Source organism: Streptomyces sp. NPDC006923, from assembly GCF_040635655.1.
In the GTDB taxonomy this organism is placed as follows: domain Bacteria; phylum Actinomycetota; class Actinomycetes; order Streptomycetales; family Streptomycetaceae; genus Streptomyces.
This window is the reverse complement of the sequence record NZ_JBEYIF010000018.1, coordinates 68,943-92,655: the sequence shown is the minus strand read 5'-3', so window position 1 is coordinate 92,655 and position 23,713 is coordinate 68,943. Positions and strand designations below refer to the sequence as shown.

The following is a 23,713-nucleotide window of genomic DNA, read 5'->3' as shown; positions in this document are numbered from 1 at the left end:
GTACTCTCATCGCGATATGAGCAGCGAGAACCCCTCCCACAGCCCTGAGCAGCAGCTCCGCAAGCCGCGCGTGGCCGTCGTCTTCGGCGGCCGGAGCTCCGAGCACGCCATTTCGGTGGTCACGGCCGGCGCCGTACTGCGGTCCATCGACCGTACGAAATACGACGTTCTGCCCATCGGGATCACCACCGACGGCCGCTGGGCGCTCACCGCCGACGATCCGGAGCGGATGGCCATCGCCGACCGCACCCTGCCGAGCGTCGAGCAGATCGCCGAGTCCGCGGACGGCGGTGTCGTCCTCTCCGTGGACCCGGGCAACCGCGAGGTCGTCTACAGCGAGCCGGGCTCCGTGCCCAAGGCGCTGGGCGAGGTCGATGTCGTCTTCCCTGTGCTGCACGGCCCGTACGGCGAGGACGGCACGCTCCAGGGCCTGCTGGAACTCTCCGGTGTCCCGTATGTCGGCGCGGGCGTTCTCGCCTCAGCCGTCGGCCAGGACAAGGAGTACATGAAGCGGGTGTTCACCTCCTTCGGGCTGCCGGTGGGCCCGTATCTGGTGATCCGGCCCCGTGAGTGGGAGCAGGGCAGCGGGGACGAGAAGGGCGCCGCGGCCCGTCGGAGGATCGTGGACTTCGCCGCCGAGCACGGCTGGCCGCTCTTTGTGAAGCCCGCCCGCGCCGGCTCCTCCATGGGAATCACCAAGGTCGACGATCTGTCCGGTCTGGACGAGGCGATCGCCGAGGCCCAGCGCCACGACCCCAAGATCCTGGTCGAGTCGTTGCTGCGCGGCCGCGAGATCGAGTGCGGTGTGCTGGAGTTCGAGGACGGTCCCAGGGCCAGCGTGCCCGCCGAGATCCCGCCCGTCACCGCGCACGACTTCTACGACTTCGAGGCCAAGTACATCGACTCGGCCGCCGGGCTGGTGCCCGCACCGCTCACCGAGGAGCAGACCGCGGAGGTACGCAGGCTCGCCGTCGAGGCGTTCGAGGCCACCTCCTGCGAGGGCCTGGTCCGGGCGGACTTCTTCCTCACCGAGGACGGCGAGTTCGTCATCAACGAGATCAATACGATGCCGGGCTTCACACCGATCTCCATGTACCCGCGGATGTGGCAGGAGAGCGGCGTCGGTTACGCGGAACTGATCGACCTGCTGATCCGGGCCGCGCTGCGCCGTCCGACCGGTCTGCGCTGACGGCCCCGCCAGGTCGCTCCGTACGGCACCGGCCCGGACCCGCCGCACCGGCGGGTCCGGGCCGGTGCCGTGTACGGCCGGTCTTCCGGACAGGCGCTACAGGCCGGCCGGCACGGTCCTGGCGACCGGCCCCGCCAGCTCCGTGAGCGGCCCGATGTCATGGGCGAACCGGGTGCTCAGGGCGACCTCCACATATGTCTCGCGGTACGTGGTGACGAAGCGCGGCCCGGAGTCCCGTTCCTCCAGCATCCAGTTGACGCCGTTCACCTCCACCGCCCGTGTCTGCGGGTCATTGAGCTGCTCCGGCCGCGGAATTCCGCAGCGCAGTACGATCGCGGCGTCGCCCCACACGGCGGTCAGCTCCGAACGCGGCTCGGTGTCGGCACGGCCGAGGCCCGCCACCGTCGTCGGCAGCTCCCCGTGCAGAGCGCGGCACAGCGCCGCCTCCCGCGGGGGCGGGCTGGGTACCGCGACCCGCGCCGACCCGTCCGCCGAAGCGCAGCACACCGCCGACAACAGGACGACGGCGGTCACGCGCAGCAGCGGGCGGCCGGATAGCCTGCGAGGGGAGAGCGGACGGTGGGAACGCATCACCGGCCAAGCATAGGCGGGGGCTACAGATGGACGACCGGGCAGGTCAGGGTGCGGGTGATGCCGTCCACTTGCTGGACTTTGGCGACCACCATGCGGCCCAGCTCGTCGACGGTGTCCGCCTGAGCGCGGACGATCACATCGTAGGGACCGGTGACGTCCTCGGCCTGGATCACTCCCGGAAGCTTGGCGATGGTCTCGGCGACGGTCGTCGCCCTGCCCACCTCGGTCTGAATAAGGATGTACGCCTGTACCACGGAACCTCCAGGGCGGCCACGAGGATCATGTGGGGAGAAGGGACGCCACGGTATCGCGTAGCCGTGGGCCACGGGGAGACCCGGGTGGTCTGTGGCGCGAGCGGTGGGGCGTACGAAGACAGAAGTTGACGTTTTTCTTGACGGCACCTACAGCAGTGGCGGTTCGCGGCGCAGGCGCGGACCGGTGATGAGAGGGGAGACTCGGTGAAGGGAACCGTGGGCGAGTTGGGGGAGTTCGGGCTCATCAGAGAGCTCACTTCCCGGCTCACCACCACCCCGGCGGTCCGGCTCGGTCCGGGCGACGACGCCGCGGTCGTGGCCGCGCCCGACCGCAGGGTCGTGGCCAGTACGGACCTGCTGCTGGAGGGGCGGCACTTCCGCCGCGACTGGTCGACGGCGTACGACGTCGGCCGCAAGGCCGCCGCACAGAACCTCGCGGACATCGCGGCGATGGGCGCGGTCCCCACCGCGGTGCTGCTCGGCCTGGTCGTCCCGGCCGAACTCCCGGTCACCTGGCCCACCGAGCTGATGGACGGCATCCGTGACGAGTGCCAGGTCGCGGGCGCGGCCGTGGTCGGCGGTGACATCGTGCGCGGCGACACCATCACGATCGCCATCACGGCGCTCGGTGATCTGCGCAACCACGAGCCGGTGCTGAGGTCCGGCGCGAAGCCCGGCGATGTCATCGCGTACACCGGCTGGTTGGGCTGGTCGGCGGCCGGGCACGCGGTGCTGTCGCGCGGTTTCCGCTCGCCGCGCGCGTTTGTCGAGGCGCACCGCAGGCCGGAACCGCCGTACCACGCGGGCCCCGCGGCGGCCGGGCTCGGCGCCACCGCCATGACCGACATCAGTGACGGACTCGTCGCCGACCTCGGTCATATCGCGGAGGCCAGCAAGGTCCGGATCGATCTGCGGGCCGGACTGATCGACATCCCCTCGCAGATGAACGACATCGGCCAGGCGGTCGGTGTCGACCCGATCCAGTGGGTCCTGACCGGCGGCGAGGACCACGCGATCGTCGCCGCCTTCCCGCCGGACGTGAAGCTCCCGGCCCGCTGGAAGGTGATCGGCGAGGTCCTCAACCCGTCCGCGCTGCCGCAGGTGACGGTCGACGGAGCGCCGTGGACCAGCAAGGGCGGCTGGGACCACTTCGGCGACATCGAGGACGCCCAGTAGATTCGGGTACATGTCTGCTGCCGCGCGTGTACCCGCCCGCGTCCTCACCGTCGCCGGATCGGACTCCGGCGGCGGTGCGGGCATCCAGGCCGATCTGAAGACCATGCTCGCCTTCGGTGTGCACGGCATGAGCGTGCTCACCGCCGTCACGGCCCAGAACTCCCTCGGCGTGCAGGGCGCCTGGGAGCTGCCCGTGGCCGCGGTACGGGCGCAGTACCGCAGCGTGGTCGACGACATCGGCGTCCAGGCCGTGAAGACCGGCATGCTCTCCTCCGCCGAACTGGTGGCTGCCGTCGCGGAACTGCTCGCCGGGACCGACGCCCCGGTGGTCGTCGACCCGGTCGGTGTCTCCAAACACGGCGATCCGCTGCTGGCCGCCTCGGCGCTGGACGCCGTACGGAACGAACTGCTGCCGGGCGCGACCGTCGCCACGCCCAATCTGGACGAGGTGACGCAGCTCACCGGGGTCGAGGTGGCGGACGAGAGCGGGATGCGGCGCGCCGCGGACGCCGTACTCGCGTTCGGGCCGCGCTGGGCGCTGATCAAGGGCGGTCATCTGCGGGGGGACGCCGTGGACCTGCTGACCGACGGCGCCGAGGAGCACTGGCTGCGCGCGCCGCGCCACGACAACCGGCACACCCATGGGACGGGCTGCACACTCGCGTCGGCGGTCGCCGCGGGGCTGGGGAACGGGCAGGACGTGGTGACGGCCGTCGTCGCCGCCAAGGAGTATGTGACCGGCGCGATCCGCGAAGGCTTTCCGCTGGGCGGCGGCATCGGTCCGGTGGACCACGCCTGGCGCTTCCGCTGACCGGACGGAGACGCCGGCACGGGTGCCGGGCCGGCACGCGGACATGGCAAAAAGCCGGTCCACCGAGGTGGACCGGCTTTTCAAGGCAACCGCAGGGGCTGCGCTACGACGCAGGCGTCAGCGCGAGACCTTGCCGGCCTTGATGCACGAGGTGCAGACGTTGAGCCGCTTCGGCGTCCGACCGACCACGGCACGCACGCGCTGGATGTTCGGGTTCCAGCGACGGGACGTACGGCGGTGCGAGTGCGAAATGTTGTTGCCGAAGCCCGGCCCCTTGCCGCAGACGTCGCAGTTGGCAGCCACGGGTCACTCCAAAGACTTCAGATGCACTTACAGAGGAATCCGGCGTGCCGGAATCAGTGACTGATGTGGGCATTGCCGGGGAAATAGCCCGACTTTCATCGGGCAACCGAAGCAGCATACAACAGCTGCGTCGGTACAACGAAACTACCGTGACTCCGCTCCCTCGGGAAACGAGGGTGCTCAGAAACGCGGGTCCCGTCAGCGAGGGGGCTTCTCACTCGACCTCGCGGTCGTGTGACGGCCGAGTCGGGGCCGCTTCCCCGGGGTTGTCCCGAGGGATCCCGGTGGGAAGGGAGCGAGCGTACTACGGCGCTCCGTACCGCCTGAAATCAGCGATCACGCACGCGCGCCCCGCCGGCTGTCCCGGCGGACGGCGGACCACGAGTGGCGCCGCCGGGGGCTACCCTGCGGGCAGCCCCCGGCCAGGCAGCTCAAGGAGGACCATCAGGTGTCGCAGACCCTGGACGCCGCAGCGGTGCGGAGCTGGTGTTCGCTGGCTCTGGAGGCCCTCGGCCGGGAGCGCGAGGAGATCGACGCGATCAATGTCTACCCGGTCGCGGACGGTGACACCGGCACCAATCTCTATCTGACCCTGGAGTCGGCGGTGCACGCGGTGGAGGCGCTCTTCGCCGGACCCGGCGCGGGTGCCTCGCCGCCCGCCGCCGACGCCGTACGGGCCATGGCGCACGGCGCGCTGATCGGCGCCCGGGGAAACTCGGGGACGATCCTGGCGCAGCTTCTGCGCGGCATGGCGGAGGTGCTGGCGGACGAGGCGGCCGGGGACGGGCACCGGCTGGCCCGGGCGCTGCGGCGGGCCGCCGAGCTGGCCCACGAGGCCGTCGCCCGTCCCGTCGAGGGCACGATCCTCAGCGTGGCCGCAGCCGCCGCCGACGCGGCGGCGGCCGTGCACGGCCCGGCGGACCCCGTGAGCGTGACAAACGCGACAGAGAAGGCGAACGCGCCCCGGGCGGGCGCCGACGACGCCGCCACCGCGCGCGCCGCGTACACCGGCGCCCGCGCCGCGCTGGCGGCGACCACCGGGCAGCTCGCCGTGCTCGGCCGCGCGGGCGTCGTGGACGCCGGAGGGCGCGGGCTGCTCACGGTCCTCGGGGCGCTGGTGCGCTCCCTCACGGGCGAGGCGCCCCCGACGTCCCCGGTGGCCGTCCCGCCGGCGCCCCCGCTCCGGGACGAGGAGCCCGCGGCGGCCGGACCGGTGCCGGCCGGGGAAGGCGGGCCCGCCTTCGAGGTGACCTACCTGCTGGAGACGGACGACAGCGCGGTGGCCCGGCTGCGGGAGCGGCTGGACGGGCTGGGAGAGTCGCTGGTCGTGGTCGGCGGCGACGGGCTGTGGCATGTGCACGTACACGTCCATGACGCGGGAGCCGCCGTCGAGGCCGGTGTCGAGGCGGGACGGCCGCACCGCATCCGCATCACCCACTTCGGCGCCTCGGAGGAGCCCAGGGAGCAGGTCCAGCGGGCCGTCGTCGCGGTGGTGCCCGGTGAGGGGCTCGCGGGGCTGTGCGCGGAGGCCGGCGCGACGACCGTCCTGGCGCGCCCGGGAGAGCCGCCCGCCAGCGGTGAACTCGTCGAGGCGATCCGGCGGGCGCACGCCCGGGAAGTGGTGCTGCTGCCCAACGACGCGGCGCTGCGGCACATCGCCGCCGCCGCCGCCGAACAGGCACGCGCCGAAGGAGTACGGGTCGCCCTCATCCCGACCAGGGCCGCCGTCCAGGGCATCGCGGCGCTCGCCGTGCACCAGCCGGACCGCCGCTTCGACGAGGACGTGGTGGCGATGACCTCCGCGGCCGGAGCCACCCGGTACGCCGAACTGGCGGTCGCCGAGCGGCAGTCCTGGACCATGGCGGGCATCTGCCAGGCCGGGGACGTACTGGGGCTGATCGACGGGGACGTGGCGGTGATCGGCGCCGACCTCACCGCCACCGCGGAGGCCGTGCTCTCCCGGATGCTGGCGGCCGGCGGCGAACTCGTGACGCTGGTGCTCGGCGAGGACGTGCCCGACAGTCTCGCGGACCGCCTTGAGCTCTATGTCCGTGAAGGACATCTGGCCGTGGACACGGTGGTCTACCGGGGCGGCCGGCAGTCCGTACCGCTGCTGGTCGGCGTGGAGTAGCGGCAGACCACCCGGCCCGCGGCACGGCCCTGACCTGCGCGAATCCAGGGGTGCACGACGTCTGTCGGTGGCGTGGTGTGCAATGGACCACGTGTCCGCGCTGGATGAACCCCTCAAGAAGACGCTCGGCCCCGCCACCGCGAAGGTGATGGCCGAACACCTCGGCCTGCACACGGTCGGCGACCTGCTGCACCACTACCCGCGGCGGTACGAGGAGCGCGGCCAGCTCACCAAGCTGTCCGAACTGCCGCTGGACGAGGACGTGACCGTGGTCGCCCAGGTCGCCGACTCCCGGGTGCTGACGTTCAACCACGGCCGGGGCCAGCGTCTGGAGATCACTCTCACCGACGGCAGCGGCCGGCTCCAGCTCGTCTTCTTCGGCAGAGGGATCCACAAGCCGCACAAGGAGCTGCCGCCGGGCAGCCGCGGGATGTTCGCCGGCAAGGTGTCCGTCTTCAACCGCAAGCTCCAGCTCGCCCACCCCACCTATGTGCCCCTGGGCACGGACAGCGGCGAGGACGCCGTGGACGACTTCGCGGGCAAGCTGATCCCGATCTATCCGGCCTGCAAGGGGCTGGAGTCCTGGAAGATCACCAAGGCGGTGGACGCGGTGCTGCCGAGGGCCGCCGAAGCCGTGGACCCGCTGCCGCCGGCGCTGCGCGAGGGCCGGGGATTCACCTCGCTGCCCGAGGCGCTGCTCAAGGTCCACCGCCCCGAGACCAGGGCGGACATCGAGGCCGCCCGCGGCCGGCTGAAGTGGGACGAGGCGTTTGTCCTCCAGGTCGCCCTCGCCCGGCGCCGGTACGCGGACGGACAGCTTCCCGCCGTGGCCCGCGGACCGGTGGCGGACGGACTGCTCGACGCCTTCGACGCCAAGCTGCCCTTCACCCTGACCGAAGGCCAGCAGAAGGTCACCGCCGAGATCTTCGCGGACCTCGCCACCGAACATCCCATGCACCGGCTGCTCCAGGGCGAGGTCGGCTCCGGCAAGACGCTCGTCGCGCTGCGGGCGATGCTGACGGTCGTCGATGCGGGCGGCCAGACCGCCCTGCTGGCGCCCACCGAGGTGCTCGCCCAGCAGCACCACCGCTCGGTCACGGAGATGATGGGGGAACTGGCCGGGGGCGGGATGCTCGGCGGCGCCGAGCACGCCACCAAGGTGGTGCTGCTCACCGGCTCCATGGGCGCCGCGGCCCGGCGGCAGGCCCTGCTCGACCTGGTCACCGGCGAGGCCGGGATCGTGATCGGGACGCACGCCCTGATCGAGGACAAGGTGCGGTTCCACGACCTCGGACTGGTCGTCGTGGACGAGCAGCACCGCTTCGGCGTGGAGCAGCGCGACGCCCTGCGCTCCAAGGGAAAGCAGCCGCCGCATCTGCTGGTCATGACCGCCACGCCCATTCCCCGTACGGTCGCGATGACCGTCTTCGGCGATCTGGAGACCTCCGTCCTGGACCAGTTGCCGGCCGGCCGGTCGCCGATCGCCAGCCATGTCGTCCCGGCCCAGGACAAGCCGCACTTCCTCGCCCGCGCCTGGGAGCGGGTGCGTGAGGAGGTCGACAAGGGACATCAGGCGTATGTCGTCTGCCCCCGCATCGGTGACGACGAGGACGAGCCGAAGAAGAAGACGGCGGCGAAGGCGGCGGAGAAGGCCGAGGAGGCGGAGAAGCGCCCGCCGCTCGCCGTGCTGGACGTCGCGGCGCAGCTCGCCTCGGGGCCGCTGGCCGGGCTGCGTGTCGAGGTGCTGCACGGGCGTATGCAGCCGGACGACAAGGACGCCGTGATGCGCCGCTTCGCCGCGGGCGAGGTGGACGTGCTGGTCGCCACCACGGTCATCGAGGTCGGTGTGAACGTTCCCAATGCCACCGCCGTGGTGATCATGGACGCGGACCGGTTCGGGGTGTCCCAGCTCCACCAGCTCCGCGGCCGGGTCGGCCGCGGTTCGGCCCCCGGCCTCTGTCTGCTGGTCACCGACATGCCGGAGGCGAGCCCCGCCCGGGCCCGGCTCGGCGCGGTCGCCGCCACCCTCGACGGCTTCGAGCTGTCCCGTATCGACCTCGAACAGCGCCGTGAGGGCGATGTGCTGGGCCAGGCCCAGTCCGGCGTCCGCTCCTCGCTGCGGATGCTGGCGGTCATCGAGGACGAGGAGATCATCGCGGCCGCCCGCGAGGAGGCCGTCGCCGTCGTTGGGGAGGATCCGGAGCTGGAGCGTTATCCGGAGCTGCGGACGGCGCTGGACGCGCTGCTGGACACGGAACGCGAGCAGTACCTCGACAAGGGCTGAGGCCCGGGGACCGGCGGGCGGTCGTACGGGCCCGGTCGGAGCCGGCCGGGCCCGTGCCGGACGTACGCCATATCGTGGGTGCCGTTTCCGCCGCTCCGCCGACGAACCGCTGCACCGAAGAGCCGCTCCACCGACGAACCGAGGATCCGACACCCATGACCCGCGTGATCGCCGGTGCCGCCGGCGGACGCCGTCTCGCCGTCCCGCCGGGCACCGGCACCCGCCCCACCTCCGACCGCGCGCGCGAGGGCCTGTTCTCCACCTGGCAGTCACTCCTCGGCACCCTGGACGGGGTCCGGATCGCCGATCTGTACGCGGGCTCGGGCGCCGTCGGCCTGGAGGCGCTCTCCCGGGGCGCCGCGCACGCCCTGCTCGTCGAGGCCGACGCACGCGCGGCCCGCACCGTCCGCGAGAACGTCCGCGCCCTCGGCCTTCCCGGCGCGGAGGTCCGCACCGGCAAGGCGGAGCAGATCGTCGCGGGCCCGGCCCCGGAGAGCCCCTACGACCTGGTCTTCCTGGACCCGCCGTACGCCGTCACGGACGACGATCTTCGGGAGATCCTGCTCACACTCCGCCTCCAGGGCTGGCTCAGCGGCGATGCCGTCGCCACCGTGGAACGCAGCACCAGGGGCGGGGAGTTCGGCTGGCCCGACGGCTTTGTGCCAGTGCGCTCCCGTCGCTACGGCGAAGGGACGTTTTGGTACGGTCGCGCCGCCTCTACGTGCGAAGACGCACCATGACCGGACCGGAGAGCGAGGGAATTCAGTTGCGCCGCGCCGTCTGTCCGGGGTCCTTCGACCCCATCACCAATGGACATCTCGACATCATCGCCCGCGCCTCCAAGCTGTACGACGTCGTACACGTGGCGGTGATGATCAATCAGTCCAAAAAAGGGCTGTTCACGATCGACGAGCGGATGGAGCTGATCCGCGAAGTCACCGCCGAATTCGGCAATGTCGAGGTCGAGTCCTTCCACGGCCTGCTCGTCGACTTCTGCAAGCAGCGCGACATCCCGGCCATCGTGAAGGGACTCCGGGCCGTCAGCGACTTCGACTACGAGCTCCAGATGGCACAGATGAACAATGGCCTCTCGGGTGTCGAGACACTGTTCGTCCCCACCAACCCCACCTACAGCTTCCTCTCCTCCTCCCTGGTGAAAGAGGTCGCGACCTGGGGCGGAGACGTCGCCCATCTGCTGCCCCCGGCCGTGCACACGGCTCTCCTGCGGCGCCTCGGCGAACGATGACCGGCTGAGGGCCCGTCACCCGGTGTCGGACGGGCTCCACGGGGCCGTACAGTCGTTGCGTCCGTCTCCAAACCAGCCGAGAGAGTGGCGAGCACACGGTGGACGTGCAGAAGAAGCTCGACGAGATCGTCGACACGGTGGGGAACGCCCGCTCCATGCCCATGTCGGCGTCCTGTGTGGTGAATCGCGCCGAGCTGCTCGCGCTGCTCGAAGAGGTACGGGAAGCGCTCCCGGGCTCGCTGGCCCAGGCCCAGGAACTCCTCGGCGGGCGTGAGCAGCTCGCCGAGCAGGCGCGCGAGGAGGCCGAGCGGATCATCGCGGGAGCCCACGCCCAGCGCTCCACCCTCGTCTCCGACACCGCGATCGCCCGGCAGTCCCAGGAGGAGGCCGACCGCATCCTCACCGAGGCCCGCAGGGAGGCCGAGGAGATCCGCGCCGAGGCGGACGACTACGTCGACTCCAAGCTCGCCAACTTCGAGGTCGTCCTCACCAAGACCATCGGCTCCGTCGACCGAGGCCGTGAGAAGCTCCTCGGCCGCGGCCCGGGCGCCGGCGAGGAGGGGTACGCCTCCGCCGAGGACGACGACGCCCCCGAGTACAGCGCCGACCCCGACACGCTGATCCGGCGCGCCGACGACTATGTCGACGCCAAGCTCGGAGCCTTCGAGGCCGTCCTCTCCAAGACCCTGGAGGCGGTCGGCCGCGGCCGGCAGAAGCTGCATGGACGGACCGCCTCCGACGACCTGGGAGCCCATATGGCCGCCCAGGACGCGGCGGGCCCGCAGGGGCACACCAGCGACGCGGACTATCTGGCGGACCTCGCGGAGACACCGCGGGAGCGGCCCCGGGCCGCGGCCCCGGCGCAGCCGCAGCAGCCGCCCCAGGCGCAGCCGCCGGCGCCGCCGGCCCAGCAGCCCTACGCCGACCCCGCCTACCAGGGCGCCGCCGCCGGGTACCAGGAGACCGGCTACACCGAGGCGGGCTACCCGGGGACCGGCTATCAGGACCCCGCCTACGCCGCCGCCGAGGCCGGCTACAACGGCTACCAGCAGCAGGACGCGTACGGCTATCAGCAGGACCCGTACGGCTACCAGCAGCAGGGCTACGACCAGGGCCAGGGCCAGGGATACGACCCGAACTACGGCTGGCAGCAGCAGCCGGGCGCGCAGCAGCCCGCGCTGCCGGCCGGCGGCGGGCAGCAGAGCGCCCTGGAGGAGACCAGCCTCTTCGACACCAGCATGATCGACCTCGATCAGCTCCGCCGGTACGAACAGGGCCGCTGAGCGGCACCGGATTGGGCCTACGGCGGCCGGTCCAGTACCCTGGCTCTTCGGTCGCGTGTATGTCCGCGGTCCTGGCTGCCCGCTTCGCTTCCGCGACGGCGCGGCCCCCCTCACGATCCGAAAGCGGGAAAAGTCCTGAACGCGCGCCTTGACCATCGCGACCCCCTCGTGTTCGACACACACGAGCTGGGGCGGCGGCCCGGTGCGCTCCAGAAGCTGAACCGCTCGGTGCCCGCGCCCAAGGACTTCGGGATCGCGGACGTCATCGGGGCGCCCGAGGGCGCGCCCGTGGAGCTGAACCTCCGCCTCGAATCCGTCATGGAGGGGGTGCTCGTGACGGGCACCGCCCGCGCGTCGGCCGAGGGGGAGTGCGTAAGGTGTCTGGAGCCGTTGCGCCAAGAGGTGTCGGCGGACTTCCAGGAGATGTTCTCGTACCACGACGCCGATGACCGGGGCCGCATCCGTGTGGAGCCCGGCGACGACGCCGAGGACGAGGACAGGCTCTTCATCGAGGACGGACTGTTCGACCTCGAACCCGTGCTGCGTGATGCGGTGGTGCTCGCACTGCCGATGCAGCCGGTGTGCCGGGAGACCTGTGCCGGCCTGTGTTCCGAATGCGGGATCAGGCTGGACGAGAACCCGGACCACCACCATGACGCCGTCGACATCCGTTGGGCGGCACTGCAGGGACTCGCCGAGACCGTCAAGGACGGCGAGAAGGACAACATGGGCGGCGCCGAAGCGGGCGTCGACGAGAAGCAGGAGAAGTAGCCGTGGCTGTTCCGAAGCGGAAGATGTCGCGCAGCAACACGCGCCACCGCCGGTCGCAGTGGAAGGCTGCGGTCCCCACTCTGGTTGCGTGCGAGCGCTGCCAGGAGCCGAAGCTGCAGCACATCGCGTGCCCGAGCTGCGGCACCTATAACAAGCGCCAGGTCCTCGAGGTCTGAGCGGCTGGTGAGAGGCTCGATGTCTGAACTGTCCAACGCCAAGAAGCAGACAGACAATGTCAGTACGGCCTCGCCCTACACGCTTCTGGAAGGGCGGCTCGGCTATCAGCTCGAGTCCGCCCTTCTGGTGCGTGCGCTGACCCATCGTTCGTACGCGTACGAGAACGGCGGTCTGCCCACCAACGAGCGGCTCGAATTCCTCGGGGATTCGGTGCTCGGTCTGGTGGTCACGGACACGCTGTACCGCACCCACCCCGACCTGCCTGAAGGCCAGCTGGCCAAATTGCGGGCCGCGGTGGTCAACTCGCGTGCGCTCGCGGAAGTGGGACGCGGCCTCGAACTCGGCTCCTTCGTCCGGCTCGGCCGGGGCGAAGAGGGCACGGGCGGGCGGGACAAGGCGTCCATCCTCGCCGACACCCTTGAAGCGGTGATCGGCGCTGTCTATCTCGACCAGGGCCTCGACACGGCGTCCGAGCTGGTGCACCGGCTCTTCGACCCGCTGATCGAGAAGTCCTCCAACCTCGGCGCCGGCCTGGACTGGAAGACCAGTCTCCAGGAACTCACCGCGGCGGAGAGTCTCGGCGTGCCCGAGTATCTCGTCACGGAGACCGGCCCGGACCACGAGAAAACCTTCACTGCTGCCGCTCGCGTCGGTGGTGTCTCGTACGGCACCGGCACCGGCCGCAGCAAGAAGGAAGCGGAGCAGCAGGCGGCGGAATCCGCGTGGCGGGCCATCAGGACCGCGGCGGACGAACGCGAGGCGGCGGAGAAGTCCGCCGCCGGCGTTCAGGATCCCGCCGACGCGACGCCGGTTTCACCGGAACCGGCTCCCGCGGACACGGCCAACGCCTGAACGTCCGTGCTCTCCTTCCTGGTACGCCCCTCGCGTCGTCCGGCGCGAGGGGCGTCTCCCATTTCCGCTGTCCCGTTCTGAGGAGTCCCGGTGCCCGAGCTGCCCGAGGTGGAAGTCGTCCGGCGCGGACTGGAGCGCTGGGTCAGCGGCCGGACCGTCGCGGAGACGGAGGTCCTGCATCCGCGTGCCGTGCGGCGGCATCTCGCCGGTGGCGCCGACTTCGCGGCCCGGCTCACGGGGCACACCGTCGGAGTGGCCCGGCGGCGCGGCAAGTATCTGTGGCTGCCGCTCGCCGACACCGACGCCTCGGTCCTCGGCCATCTCGGGATGAGCGGACAGCTTCTCGTCCGGCCCGGGAGCGCACCCGACGAGAAGCATCTGCGGATCCGTATCCGCTTCACCGACACGGAGACACCGGGCCCCGGCGGGACCGGCGGCACCGAGCTGCGCTTTGTCGACCAGCGCACCTTCGGCGGCCTCTCGCTCCACGAGAACACCCCCGAGGGGCTGCCGGACGTCATCGCGCACATCGCGCGCGACCCGCTGGACCCCGCCTTCGACGACGCCGCCTTCCACACCGCCCTGCGGCTGCGGCGTACGACGGTCAAACGCGCGCTGCTCGACCAGTCGCTCATCAGCGGCGTCGGCAACATCTACGCGGACGAGGCGCTCTGGCGCGGCAAAATCCACTACGAGCGGCCCACCGCGAGTCTCACCCGGCCGCGCTCGGCCGAGCTGCTCGGCCATGTACGGGACGTACTGAACGCGGCCCTCGCCGTGGGCGGCACCAGCTTCGACAGCCTGTATGTCAATGTGAACGGCGAATCAGGCTATTTCGACCGGTCACTGGACGCGTACGGACGTGAGGACCAGCCGTGCCGCCGGTGCGGCACCCCGATCCGGCGGCGGCCCTGGATGAACCGCTCCAGCTATTTCTGCCCGCGCTGTCAGCGGCCGCCGCGCGTCGTGCCGTAACCGGCGCGCCGGGCGGCTCATAAGCCCCTGACCTGCGGCTATCTCAGAAACCGAAGTCCTGGGTCCACCACGGGCCGCCGGAACCGGTGTGCACTCCGACGCCGAGCCGTGTGTAGTCGCAGTTCAGGATGTTGGCGCGATGGCCCTCGCTGTTCATCCAGGAATCCATCACCGCCTGGGCGGTGGCCTGGCCCCGGGCTATGTTCTCGCCGCCCAGCCCCTGTATCCCCGCCGCGTCGGCGCGGTCCCAGGGCGTTCTGCCGTCGGGGTCGGTGTGGTCGAAGAAGCCGCGTTCCGCCATCTCGTCGCTGAAGTCCCGGGCCAGCGAGTCCAGCCCGGAGTCGGACCGCAGCGGCTGACAGCCCGCCTTCGCCCGCTCCTCGTTGACCAGGGCGAGCACGGCCGCCTCCGTGGTGTTCGGCACGGCGGGCGTCTGGACCGCCTGCTTTGTCGTCCGGGCCGGCACCGGGGTGTCGCGGGTCGGCGTCCCGGTGCGCGGCGGCCGGGTGGGGGCCGCGGTGGGCTTCGACCGCTGGGAGGGGATGGCGGACGGCTTGGAGGGAGTGGGCGAGGCCGACTCCGCGGGCGTCCTCGCCGGCGTACCCGACCGGCTCTCGGAAGCCGGGGCCGGGCCCGTCGGCTCGGCGGACGAGCCGCCCTGCTGCGCGAGCTCCGGAGCGCCCTCGGCGCGGATCCGGCCGCCGTCCGTGCCTCCGTCGCCGACCGTGTAGAGATTGCCGCCGGGCAGCAGACCCGAGGCGACGGCGACGGCGCCCACCGCCATCGCCGCGGAGGCCCCGAGCAGTCCGGTACGGATGGGGGCGACGACCCGTCGCTTCGGGCGGGTGCTCCGGTGCCGGCCCTGCGTCTCGTCCACGGCGTCATCAGCGACCAGTACATCGGCGGAGCGTCGATGGCGTCCCATCTGATGTGCCTTCCTCATACACTCGACAGCAATGCTTCTCACTCGTACGAGTGAGTTTCATTGCGACCGGACTGTACGGCATGGCGTGTGGGGCCGCCGGGAGCTGCGGGCAATTGGCCGGTTAGCTTGCGTGCATGGACGAACATGTGCGACTCACGGCCTGGGTGCGCGGCCGAGTACAGGGAGTGGGCTTTCGCTGGTTCACCAGGGCGAACGCGCTGGAGATCGGCGGTCTCACCGGGTTCGCGCTCAATCTCGACGACGGACGGGTGCAGGTCGTCGCGGAGGGGCCACGTGAGAATTGCCACCGGCTGCTGGAGTGGCTGCGCGCCGGCGACACTCCCGGACACGTCGACGGAGTCACTGAGATCTGGGACACCCCGCGAGGCGGTTACGAGACTTTCGCGATCCGCTGAATCTCCGGCGGTCCCCGGGTCCGCCGGGGGCCGCCGGAGAGCCGGAGCCGGGGGCGTGCGTCTGCGGTGACCTGGTGGTTGCCAAGAACGGCCAGTCGTGCCAGGCTGCCCGGTTAACGATGATCCTGACGGCCCCGGGGCCCCTCGGGAGAGGCGGCGCCGCGCGTTCCGCGGCCGCGCGCCCCCGGGCTGCCCGTCGGTACGGGCTGTGATCGTGTTGACCGTCAAACTTTTTGGTGAGAGTCTGGAATCCCCGCGCACCTTAGCTGTTTGGCAGTAAGAACCGCAGGACGAACAAGCACTGCCAAGCTCCGCGGGTGCGATTTCCCTCACGACCCACACCGCATTCGGTCGGTCACTCAGTGTGGAGGACCATCCATCATGGCAAAGGCGCTTCTCGGTTATGTCGGCGGTTCCGACCCGCGACTCCTCGCCGAGATGCGACGGCTTCAGCGACGCGTCCAGGACCTCGAATCCGAGCTCGTACGGATCCAGTCCGAGAACGACGCGCTCAACGCCGCCGTCGCACAGCACCCTGGAGAGTCGCTGCTCAACGGCATCGACATTGACGTACCCCAGGGGGAGCCTGCGCTCACCTGATGAAAGCCCCCGCAGGGGCCAGGTGAGAAACACTCTCGCGAGATATGCAAGGGACGCTTCGGCGTCCCTTCTTTCTTTCCATCCGACGTTGTACGAAGCCCAGTTGGCGGCGCGCCGCCTTTCTTAACGTCTGATGTGCCCTGCGCGTTCGGCGGTGAAACCGCCGGCGGCACATGTACGACGGGTAGAGTCCGGCGGCGTGCATCTCAAGGCCATGACCCTGCGCGGGTTCAAATCCTTCGCGTCCGCCACAACGCTGCGCTTCGAGCCCGGTATCACCTGTGTCGTGGGCCCGAACGGTTCCGGCAAGTCCAATGTGGTGGACGCGCTCTCCTGGGTCATGGGAGAGCAGGGGGCGAAGTCGCTGCGCGGCGGGAAAATGGAGGACGTGATCTTCGCCGGCACCACCGGGCGGCCTCCGCTCGGCCGCGCCGAAGTGTCTCTCACCATTGACAACTCCGACGGTGCGCTGCCCATCGACTACGCCGAAGTCACCATTACGCGGATCATGTTCCGTAACGGCGGCAGTGAATACCAGCTCAACGGCGACACCTGCCGGCTGCTCGATATCCAGGAACTGCTGTCCGACTCCGGTATCGGCCGTGAGATGCATGTGATCGTCGGCCAGGGCCGGCTCGACTCCGTACTGCACGCGGATCCGATGGGACGCAGAGCCTTCATCGAGGAGGCGGCCGGCGTTCTGAAGCACCGCAAGCGGAAAGAGAAAGCGCTGCGGAAACTGGACGCCATGCAGGCGAATCTCGCCCGCGTCCAGGACCTGACCGGCGAGCTGCGCCGTCAGCTCAAGCCGCTCGGGCGGCAGGCCGCGGTCGCCCGGCGGGCCGCCGTCATCCAGGCCGATCTGCGTGACTCCCGGCTGCGGCTGCTCGCCGACGATCTGGTGAGGCTGCGGGAGGCGCTCCGTACCGAGATCGCCGACGAGGCCGCGCTCAAGCGCCGCAAGGAGGACGCGGAGGGCCGGCTCAAGGCGGCGCTGATCCGGGAGGCGGATCTGGAGGACGAGGTACGGCGGCTCGCGCCACGGCTCCAGCGGGCCCAGCAGAACTGGTACGAGCTGTCCCAGCTCGCCGAGCGCATCCGGGGCACGATCTCCCTGGCCGACGCGCGGGTGAAGAGCGCCACCGCCTCCACGGCGGAGGAGCGGCACGGCCGGGATCCCGAGGACATGGAGCGCGAGGCCGCCCGGATCCGTGAACAGGAGGCGGAGCTGGAGGCGGCCCTGGAGGCGGCCGAACACGCGCTGGAGGACACCGTCGCGCACCGCGCCGACCTGGAGCGGGAGCTGGCCGCCGAGGAACGCCGGCTCAAGGACGCGGCGCGCGCCATCGCGGACCGGCGCGAGGGGCTGGCCCGGCTGACCGGCCAGGTCAACGCGGCGCGCAGCCGGGCCGCCTCGGCGCAGGCCGAGATCGGCCGCCTCGCCGCGGCCCGCGACGAGGCGGCGGAGCGCGCGGTCGCCGCGCGGGAGGAGTACGAGCAGCTCCGGGCAGAGGTCGACGGCCTGGAGGCGGACGACCACGAGCTGGCCGAGCGGTACGAGACGGCCCGGCGCGCGCTCGCCGACGCGGAGACCGCGCTGACCTCGGCGCGGGAGGCGGCCACCACGGCGGAACGCGAACGCGCGGCCCTCACCGCCCGCCATGACGCCCTGGCCCTGGGCCTGCGCCGGAAGGACGGCACCGGCGCGCTGCTGGCCGCCCGCGACCGTCTCGCGGGTCTCCTCGGCCCGGCGGCCGAACTGCTCACCGTCACTCCCGGCCAGGAGACCGCCGTGGCCGCCGCCCTGGGGGTGGCCGCCGACGCGGTGGCGGTCTCCGACCCGGCGGCGGCGGCGCAGGCCATCCGTCTGCTGCGCGCACAGGACGCGGGCCGCGCCGTGCTGCTGCTCGGCGGACCCGCCACGGCCGGGGGAGTCCCCGCTCAGGCCGGTGACGCGGACGCCGGGCCGCGCGCCCCGGCCCTCCCCGGGCAAGCCACCGACGAGGCACGGGGCGACCCGGCCGGCCGGGGCCGGACCGCCGCCGATGCACATACCGAAGGGGCCGCCGCCGTCCGTACGGTGCGCACCTCCGTCGACGGCGGCTCCGCGCCCCAGGTCATCGATCTTGTCCGGGGGCCCGCCGGGCTGATGGCGGCCGTGCGCCGGCTGGTGCGGGACATGGTGGTCGTGGGCACGCTGGAGGACGCCGAGAGACTCGTCGCGCAATGGCCCGCGCTCACCGCCGTGACCAGCGACGGCGATGTGCTCGGCGCGCACTTCGCCCAGGGCGGGTCGGCGGGCGTGCCGAGTCTGCTGGAGGTCCGGGCGGCCGTCGACGAGGCCGCCGCGGAGCTGGCCGAGCTGTCCGTACGGTGCGGAGAGCTGGCCGAGGCACAGCGTCTCGCCGCCGGGCGCCGGGACGGGGCCGCCGCGCTCGTGGAGGAGCTGGGGGAGCGGCGCCGGGCCGCCGATCGGGAGAAGTCCGCCGTGTCGGGCCGGCTGGGCCGGCTCTCCGGGCAGGCCAGGGGCGCGGCGGGGGAGGCCGAACGGACGGCGGCCGCCGCGGCCAAGGCCCAGGACGCCCTGGAGAGCGCCGCCGCCGAGGTGGAGGAGCTGGCCGAGCGGCTGCTGGTCGCGCAGGAGGCGCCGGTGGAGGAGGAGCCGGACACCTCCGTACGGGACCGGCTCGCCGCGGACGGCGCCAATGCCCGGCAGACCGAGATGGAGGCGCGGCTCCAGGTCCGTACCCATGAGGAACGGGTCAAGGGGCTCGCCGGCCGGGCCGACGCGCTCGACAGAGGGGCGCGCGCCGAGCGCGAGGCGCGGGCGCGCGCGGAGCAGCGGCGGGCACGGCTGCGCCACGAGGCCCGGGTCGCCGCGGCCGTCGCGTCGGGCGCCCGCCAGCTCCTCGCGCATACGGAGGTGTCGGTCACCAGGGCGGACGCCGAACGCGCCGCGGCCGAGGACGCCAAGGCGGAGCGCGAGCGGGAGCTGGTGGCCGAGCGCGATCAGGGCCGCGAACTCAAGAGCGAGCTGGACAAGCTCACCGACTCCGTGCACCGCGGCGAGGTCCTCGGCGCCGAGAAGCGGCTGCGGATCGAGCAGTTGGAGGCGAAGGCGCTGGAGGAGATGGGAGTGGAGCCGGCGGGGCTGATCGCCGAGTACGGCCCCGACCAGCTTGTGCCGCCGTCGCCGCCCGCTGAGGGCGAGGAACTGCCGGAGGACCCGGGGCATCCGCGCAACCAGCCGAAGCCGTATGTGAGGTCCGATCAGGAGAAGCGCCTCAAGGCGGCCGAACGGGCCTATCAGCAGCTCGGAAAGGTGAATCCGCTGGCTCTTGAGGAGTTCGCGGCGCTGGAGGAACGGCACAACTTCCTCTCCGAGCAGCTCGAAGACCTGAAGAAGACCCGCGCCGATCTGCTTCTGGTGGTCAAGGAGGTGGACGAGCGGGTGGAACAGGTCTTCGCCGAGGCGTTCCGGGACACGGCGCGGGAGTTCGAGGGGGTGTTCTCGCGGCTCTTCCCGGGAGGCGAGGGACGGCTGCTTCTCACCGATCCCGAGAACATGCTCACCACCGGGGTGGAGGTCGAGGCGAGGCCGCCGGGCAAGAAGGTCAAGCGGCTGTCCCTGCTGTCCGGGGGCGAGCGCTCGCTGACGGCCGTGGCGATGCTGGTGTCGATCTTCAAGGCCCGGCCGAGTCCGTTCTATGTGATGGACGAGGTCGAGGCGGCGCTCGACGACACCAACCTCCAGCGGCTGATCCGCATCATGCAGGAGCTCCAGGAGAGTTCCCAGCTCATCGTGATCACCCATCAGAAGCGGACAATGGAGGTCGCGGACGCGCTGTACGGGGTCTCCATGCAGGGCGACGGGGTGTCCAAGGTCATCAGCCAGCGGCTGCGCTGACGCGTCGCACCGGTCTCGGCCGTCCTCGGCCGTACGTTCGTCCTCGAAGGCGCCGGGGTGCCCCGGGCCGGGTGGTGGCTGACGGCGAGCTGTGCGCCACTGGAAGGCCCGCGCACCTTCTGGAGTTCATGTGACCGGCACAGCGCAGGTGCCGCCGCCGGGCGGCCGGACGGCGCACCCGGACCGTCTCGGCCGTGTCGTCTTCATCGCGGCCTCGGCCGCGATGGGCGGTTTCCTGTTCGGCTACGACAGCTCGGTGATCAACGGCGCTGTCGAGGCCATCCGGAGCCGGTACGACATCGGCTCCGCGGTCCTCGCCCAGGTCATCGCCATCGCGCTGATCGGCTGCGCGATCGGGGCCGCCACCGCGGGCAGGATCGCCGACCGGGTCGGCCGTATCCGCTGCATGCGCGTCGCGGCGGTCCTCTTCACCGTGAGCGCGGTCGGCTCCGCGCTGCCCGTCGACCTCTACGACCTCGCGTTCTGGCGGATCGTCGGCGGCTTCGCGATCGGCATGGCGTCGGTGACCGGGCCCGCGTACATCGCGGAGGTCTCGCCCGCCGCCTACCGCGGCCGGCTGGGCTCCTTCCAGCAGGCCGCCATCGTCCTCGGCATCGCCGTCTCGCAGTTGGTGAACTTCGGCATCCTCCAGCTCGCGGACGGCGACCAGCGCGGGCATCTGATGGGGCTGGAGGCCTGGCAGTGGATGCTGGGGGTGATGGTCGTCCCCGCGCTGCTCTTCGGCCTGCTCACGCTGGCCATCCCCGAGTCGCCGCGTTTCCTGATCTCCGTGGGCCGGACGGACCGGGCCAGGACGGTGCTCGCCGAGGTCGAGGGCGAGGGTGCCGATCTGGACGCCAGGACCGCCGAGATCGAGACCGCGCTGCGCCGTGAGCACAAGCCGGTCTTCCGGGATCTGCTGGCCGGCCGGTTCTCCTTCCTGCCCATCGTGTGGGTGGGTGTCGGGCTCTCGGTCTTCCAGCAGTTCGTCGGCATCAATGTCGCCTTCTACTACTCGGCGACGCTCTGGCAGTCGGTCGGCATCGATCCGTCCGGCTCGTTCCTCTACTCGTTCACGACGTCGATCATCAATATCGCCGGCACCGTCGTCGCGATGCTCCTGGTGGACCGGGTCGGCCGCAAACCGCTCGCGCTCGTCGGCTCCGCGGGCATGGCCGTCGCGCTGGCCTTCGAGGCGTGGGCGTTCTCCGCGAGGCTCGTCCACGGCAGGCTCCCGGACACCGAGGCCGTCGTCGCCCTGGTCGCGGCCCATGTCTTCGTGCTCTTCTTCGCGCTGTCCTGGGGAGTTGTCGTCTGGGTCTTCCTCGGCGAGATGTTCCCCAACAGGATCCGCGCGGCGGCCCTCGGCGTCGCGGCCTCGGCGCAGTGGATCGCCAACTGGGCCATCACCGCGAGCTTTCCGAGCCTGGCCGACTGGAGCCTCTCGGGCACGTACATCATCTACACGTGTTTCGCCGTGCTCTCGCTTCCCTTCGTGCTCCTGTTCGTGAAGGAGACGAAGGGGAAGACCCTGGAGGAGATGGGGTAGGGCGCTGACGGAAGTCCCGGCCGGTCCGGACGCGCCGTACGGGACCTCAGGGGCGGGGACGACACGGACGAACCCAGACCCGAGTACCGCACGTCTGCGTCAAAAAGGTGTAAATCGCCGCATGGATCCTTGTGTGATCCTCTGAAGCCAGGGCCGGGCCCGGCCGTGGCTGATACTGGGAGCGTTATGGAAATCGTCATCCTTGTTGTAGTTATCGCCCTGGTCGCGGTCGGCGCGATCAGCGGGCTCGTGGTCGGCAGCCGCAAGAAGAAGCGGCTTTCGTCCTCGGCACCGTCGAACACGCCGACCCTCACAGCCCCACCCGCCGAGCCGCATGTGGGCGACGAGGCGGAAGCGCCACGTGACGAGCCACGCCGGACGATCGAGGAGGTCGACCTCTCCGGGGCGATCGGGACTCCCGTCGCCGTCGAGGACCCGGTCGTGGCCGAGCCGCCCGCGCCGGCCATCGAGATCCCCGAGCCGTCCGCCGGCCGGCTGATCCGGCTGCGCGCCCGGCTGGCCCGCTCGCAGAACTCGCTGGGCAAGGGCCTGCTCACGCTGCTGTCGCGGGAGCACCTCGACGAGGAGACCTGGGAGGCGATCGAGGACACACTGCTCACCGCGGACGTCGGGGTCGCGCCGACCCAGGAACTGGTCGCGCGGCTGCGCGAGCGGGTGCGGGTCCTCGGCACGCGTACCCCCGAAGAGCTCCGCGCGCTGCTCCGGGAAGAGCTTGTGCATCTCCTGGGCACCGACTTCGACCGCGCGGTGAAGACCGAGAGCGGTCTGGACACCCCGGCCGTCGTGATGGTCGTGGGGGTCAACGGCACGGGCAAGACCACGACGACCGGCAAGCTGGCGCGGGTGCTGGTCGCGGACGGCCGCTCGGTCGTGCTGGGCGCGGCCGACACCTTCCGCGCCGCCGCCGCCGACCAGCTCCAGACGTGGGGCCAGCGGGTCGGCGCGCGTACGGTACGCGGGCCCGAGGGCGGCGACCCGGCGTCGGTCGCCTTCGACGCGGTCAAGGAGGGCATCGCGGAGGGCGCGGACGTCGTCCTCATCGACACCGCCGGCCGGCTGCACACCAAGACCGGTCTGATGGACGAGCTGGGCAAGGTCAAGCGGGTCGTCGAGAAGCACGGGCCGCTGGACGAGGTGCTGCTGGTCCTGGACGCCACGACCGGGCAGAACGGCCTGGTGCAGGCGAGGGTGTTCGCGGAGGTCGTGGACGTCACCGGCATTGTGCTGACCAAGCTGGACGGCACCGCCAAGGGCGGCATCGTGATCGCCGTCCAGCGGGAGCTGGGCGTGCCCGTCAAGCTGGTGGGCCTGGGCGAGGGCCCGGACGACCTGGCGCCCTTCGAGCCCGGGGCGTTCGTCGACGCGCTGATCGGCGACTGAGCGCAGTCCCGGGGGCGGGTCCGCCGCCCGGATCCCAGCCGGCTGGTTTTTACCGCCCGCCCCCGGACGAACCGGGGGCGGGCTTCCGTAACGGCTGGACGCGCGGCCCGGCCCGGACATGCCCAGCGCCTACGCCGCCGCCGAGCGGTGGCAGATGTACGCCAGGGTGCCCAGCAGCAGCCTCGCCTGCGGCGGATCGGCGGCCGTGTCCAGGGACGGCGGGCGCAGCCAGCGCACCGGCCCCAGGCCCGCCAGGTCCGAGGGCGGGGCCGTGACATGGTCCCCGGGGCCCAGGCAGTGCAGATCCAGGCCGGCGTCGTCCCAGCCCATCCGGTAGAGCAGCTCCGGCAGCTCGGCCGAGGCGCCCGGCGCGACGAAGAAGTGGGCCCGGCCGGCCGGGGTCGCCATGACGGGCCCCAGCGGCAGTCCCATCCGTTCGAGCCGGACCATCGCGCGACTGCCCGCCTGTTCCGCGACGTCGAGGACGTCGAAGGTGCGGCCCACCGGGAGCAGCACCGCCGCGCCCGGCGCCTCGGACCACACCTTGGTCACATCGTCCAGCGTGGCGCCCGCCGGGACCCCGGGGCCGAGGCCCAGCGGATGCGCGCCCGGCGCCGCGCAGCCCTTGTCGCCGCAGGAACACCGTCTGCCCGCGGCCCGTGCGCCCGGGACGACGTCCCAGCCCCACAGTCCCGTGTACTCCGCCACCGCGGTGCACTCCGTGGTGCGGCCGCGGCGGCGTGAGCCGGACCTGATCTCCCGGATGCCGCCGATCGTGAAGCCCATGCCCCCTCCAACGGGTCGAACTCGCCGGTGGTTACGACTCGCAGTGTGCCCGTGACGCTCCGTCGTCACCGGGGCGAATTGGG

The 23,713-nt window shown here is 71.5% G+C and carries 22 protein-coding genes; 17 read left to right on the top strand and 5 right to left on the bottom strand.

Going from position 1 to position 23,713, the window contains the following annotated elements; genetic code table 11:
- Positions 1–16 precede the first annotated feature (16 nt).
- A complete protein-coding gene (locus ABZ707_RS28260; RefSeq protein ID WP_360180238.1) occupies positions 17–1,189 on the top strand; it encodes a D-alanine--D-alanine ligase family protein in 1,173 nt (390 codons plus the stop codon).
- 96 nt (positions 1,190–1,285) lie between these two features.
- Here the strand turns inward: ABZ707_RS28260 and ABZ707_RS28255 are convergent, their stop codons facing one another.
- Positions 1,286–1,780, bottom strand: a complete 495-nt coding sequence (locus ABZ707_RS28255; RefSeq protein WP_360180330.1) for a DUF3515 domain-containing protein — start codon at positions 1,778–1,780, stop codon at positions 1,286–1,288.
- Positions 1,781–1,803: 23 nt separating this feature from the next.
- On the bottom strand, positions 1,804–2,037 hold the full coding sequence (locus ABZ707_RS28250) for an Lrp/AsnC ligand binding domain-containing protein (RefSeq protein ID WP_319683951.1): 234 nt from the start codon (positions 2,035–2,037) through the stop codon (positions 1,804–1,806).
- Positions 2,038–2,241: 204 nt separating this feature from the next.
- Between ABZ707_RS28250 and ABZ707_RS28245 the strand changes: the two genes are divergently transcribed.
- On the top strand, positions 2,242–3,213 hold the full coding sequence (locus ABZ707_RS28245) for a thiamine-phosphate kinase (protein WP_360180236.1): 972 nt from the start codon (positions 2,242–2,244) through the stop codon (positions 3,211–3,213).
- Positions 3,214–3,223: 10 nt separating this feature from the next.
- Entirely contained in the window at positions 3,224–4,024 is an 801-nt protein-coding gene (gene thiD / locus ABZ707_RS28240; protein ID WP_360180234.1) for a bifunctional hydroxymethylpyrimidine kinase/phosphomethylpyrimidine kinase, read from the top strand.
- Positions 4,025–4,141: 117 nt separating this feature from the next.
- Here thiD and rpmB read toward each other — a convergent pair whose 3' ends face one another.
- The gene (rpmB, locus tag ABZ707_RS28235) at positions 4,142–4,327 is read right to left on the bottom strand and encodes a 50S ribosomal protein L28 (protein ID WP_003957616.1); all 186 of its coding nucleotides are present in this window, start codon (positions 4,325–4,327) and stop codon (positions 4,142–4,144) included.
- A gap of 448 nt (positions 4,328–4,775) precedes the next feature.
- On the opposite strand from rpmB, the gene ABZ707_RS28230 reads away from it, so the two are divergent.
- From ABZ707_RS28230 to mutM, 9 genes are all read left to right on the top strand, one after another.
- Positions 4,776–6,458, top strand: coding sequence for a DAK2 domain-containing protein (locus ABZ707_RS28230; protein WP_360180231.1), 1,683 nt, complete (start codon positions 4,776–4,778; stop codon positions 6,456–6,458).
- A gap of 82 nt (positions 6,459–6,540) precedes the next feature.
- Complete coding sequence (gene recG / locus ABZ707_RS28225; RefSeq protein WP_360180229.1) at positions 6,541–8,742, top strand: ATP-dependent DNA helicase RecG; 2,202 nt, start codon at positions 6,541–6,543, stop codon at positions 8,740–8,742.
- A 155-nt stretch (positions 8,743–8,897) separates the two neighbouring features.
- The gene (gene rsmD, locus ABZ707_RS28220; RefSeq protein ID WP_360180227.1) at positions 8,898–9,482 is read left to right on the top strand and encodes a 16S rRNA (guanine(966)-N(2))-methyltransferase RsmD; all 585 of its coding nucleotides are present in this window, start codon (positions 8,898–8,900) and stop codon (positions 9,480–9,482) included.
- Positions 9,483–9,508: 26 nt separating this feature from the next.
- Positions 9,509–9,988: a pantetheine-phosphate adenylyltransferase gene (gene coaD, locus ABZ707_RS28215; protein ID WP_360180328.1), complete on the top strand. Its 480-nt coding sequence runs from the start codon at positions 9,509–9,511 to the stop codon at positions 9,986–9,988.
- A gap of 98 nt (positions 9,989–10,086) precedes the next feature.
- Positions 10,087–11,271 carry an ATP synthase F0 subunit B gene (locus ABZ707_RS28210; RefSeq protein ID WP_360180225.1) on the top strand — a complete coding sequence of 395 codons (1,185 nt, stop codon included), beginning with the start codon at positions 10,087–10,089 and terminating at the stop codon, positions 11,269–11,271.
- 135 nt (positions 11,272–11,406) lie between these two features.
- Positions 11,407–12,042 (top strand): DUF177 domain-containing protein, encoded by a 636-nt coding sequence (locus ABZ707_RS28205; protein ID WP_360180326.1) that lies wholly within the window; start codon positions 11,407–11,409, stop codon positions 12,040–12,042.
- Positions 12,043–12,044: 2 nt separating this feature from the next.
- Positions 12,045–12,218 carry a 50S ribosomal protein L32 gene (rpmF, locus tag ABZ707_RS28200; RefSeq protein ID WP_030753522.1) on the top strand — a complete coding sequence of 58 codons (174 nt, stop codon included), beginning with the start codon at positions 12,045–12,047 and terminating at the stop codon, positions 12,216–12,218.
- A 19-nt stretch (positions 12,219–12,237) separates the two neighbouring features.
- Positions 12,238–13,071 carry a ribonuclease III gene (gene rnc / locus ABZ707_RS28195; RefSeq protein ID WP_360180223.1) on the top strand — a complete coding sequence of 278 codons (834 nt, stop codon included), beginning with the start codon at positions 12,238–12,240 and terminating at the stop codon, positions 13,069–13,071.
- Positions 13,072–13,161: 90 nt separating this feature from the next.
- A complete protein-coding gene (mutM, locus tag ABZ707_RS28190; protein WP_360180221.1) occupies positions 13,162–14,046 on the top strand; it encodes a bifunctional DNA-formamidopyrimidine glycosylase/DNA-(apurinic or apyrimidinic site) lyase in 885 nt (294 codons plus the stop codon).
- 43 nt (positions 14,047–14,089) lie between these two features.
- Here the strand turns inward: mutM and ABZ707_RS28185 are convergent, their stop codons facing one another.
- Positions 14,090–14,971: a CAP domain-containing protein gene (locus ABZ707_RS28185; RefSeq protein ID WP_360180219.1), complete on the bottom strand. Its 882-nt coding sequence runs from the start codon at positions 14,969–14,971 to the stop codon at positions 14,090–14,092.
- Between the two features lie 134 nt (positions 14,972–15,105).
- On the opposite strand from ABZ707_RS28185, the gene ABZ707_RS28180 reads away from it, so the two are divergent.
- The 5 genes from ABZ707_RS28180 to ftsY all read left to right on the top strand — a co-directional run bounded on the left by ABZ707_RS28180 (position 15,106) and on the right by ftsY (position 22,844).
- Positions 15,106–15,387, top strand: coding sequence for an acylphosphatase (locus ABZ707_RS28180; RefSeq protein ID WP_360180217.1), 282 nt, complete (start codon positions 15,106–15,108; stop codon positions 15,385–15,387).
- A 381-nt stretch (positions 15,388–15,768) separates the two neighbouring features.
- Positions 15,769–15,987 carry a hypothetical protein gene (locus ABZ707_RS28175; RefSeq protein WP_360180215.1) on the top strand — a complete coding sequence of 73 codons (219 nt, stop codon included), beginning with the start codon at positions 15,769–15,771 and terminating at the stop codon, positions 15,985–15,987.
- 199 nt (positions 15,988–16,186) lie between these two features.
- Positions 16,187–19,894, top strand: coding sequence for an AAA family ATPase (locus ABZ707_RS28170; protein ID WP_360180213.1), 3,708 nt, complete (start codon positions 16,187–16,189; stop codon positions 19,892–19,894).
- A 130-nt stretch (positions 19,895–20,024) separates the two neighbouring features.
- Positions 20,025–21,443 carry a sugar porter family MFS transporter gene (locus tag ABZ707_RS28165; protein ID WP_360180211.1) on the top strand — a complete coding sequence of 473 codons (1,419 nt, stop codon included), beginning with the start codon at positions 20,025–20,027 and terminating at the stop codon, positions 21,441–21,443.
- Positions 21,444–21,629: 186 nt separating this feature from the next.
- Positions 21,630–22,844 (top strand): signal recognition particle-docking protein FtsY, encoded by a 1,215-nt coding sequence (gene ftsY, locus ABZ707_RS28160; RefSeq protein ID WP_360180209.1) that lies wholly within the window; start codon positions 21,630–21,632, stop codon positions 22,842–22,844.
- A gap of 129 nt (positions 22,845–22,973) precedes the next feature.
- Here ftsY and ABZ707_RS28155 read toward each other — a convergent pair whose 3' ends face one another.
- Positions 22,974–23,630 carry a bifunctional DNA primase/polymerase gene (locus ABZ707_RS28155; RefSeq protein WP_360180207.1) on the bottom strand — a complete coding sequence of 219 codons (657 nt, stop codon included), beginning with the start codon at positions 23,628–23,630 and terminating at the stop codon, positions 22,974–22,976.
- Between the last annotated feature and the right edge of the window lie 83 nt (positions 23,631–23,713).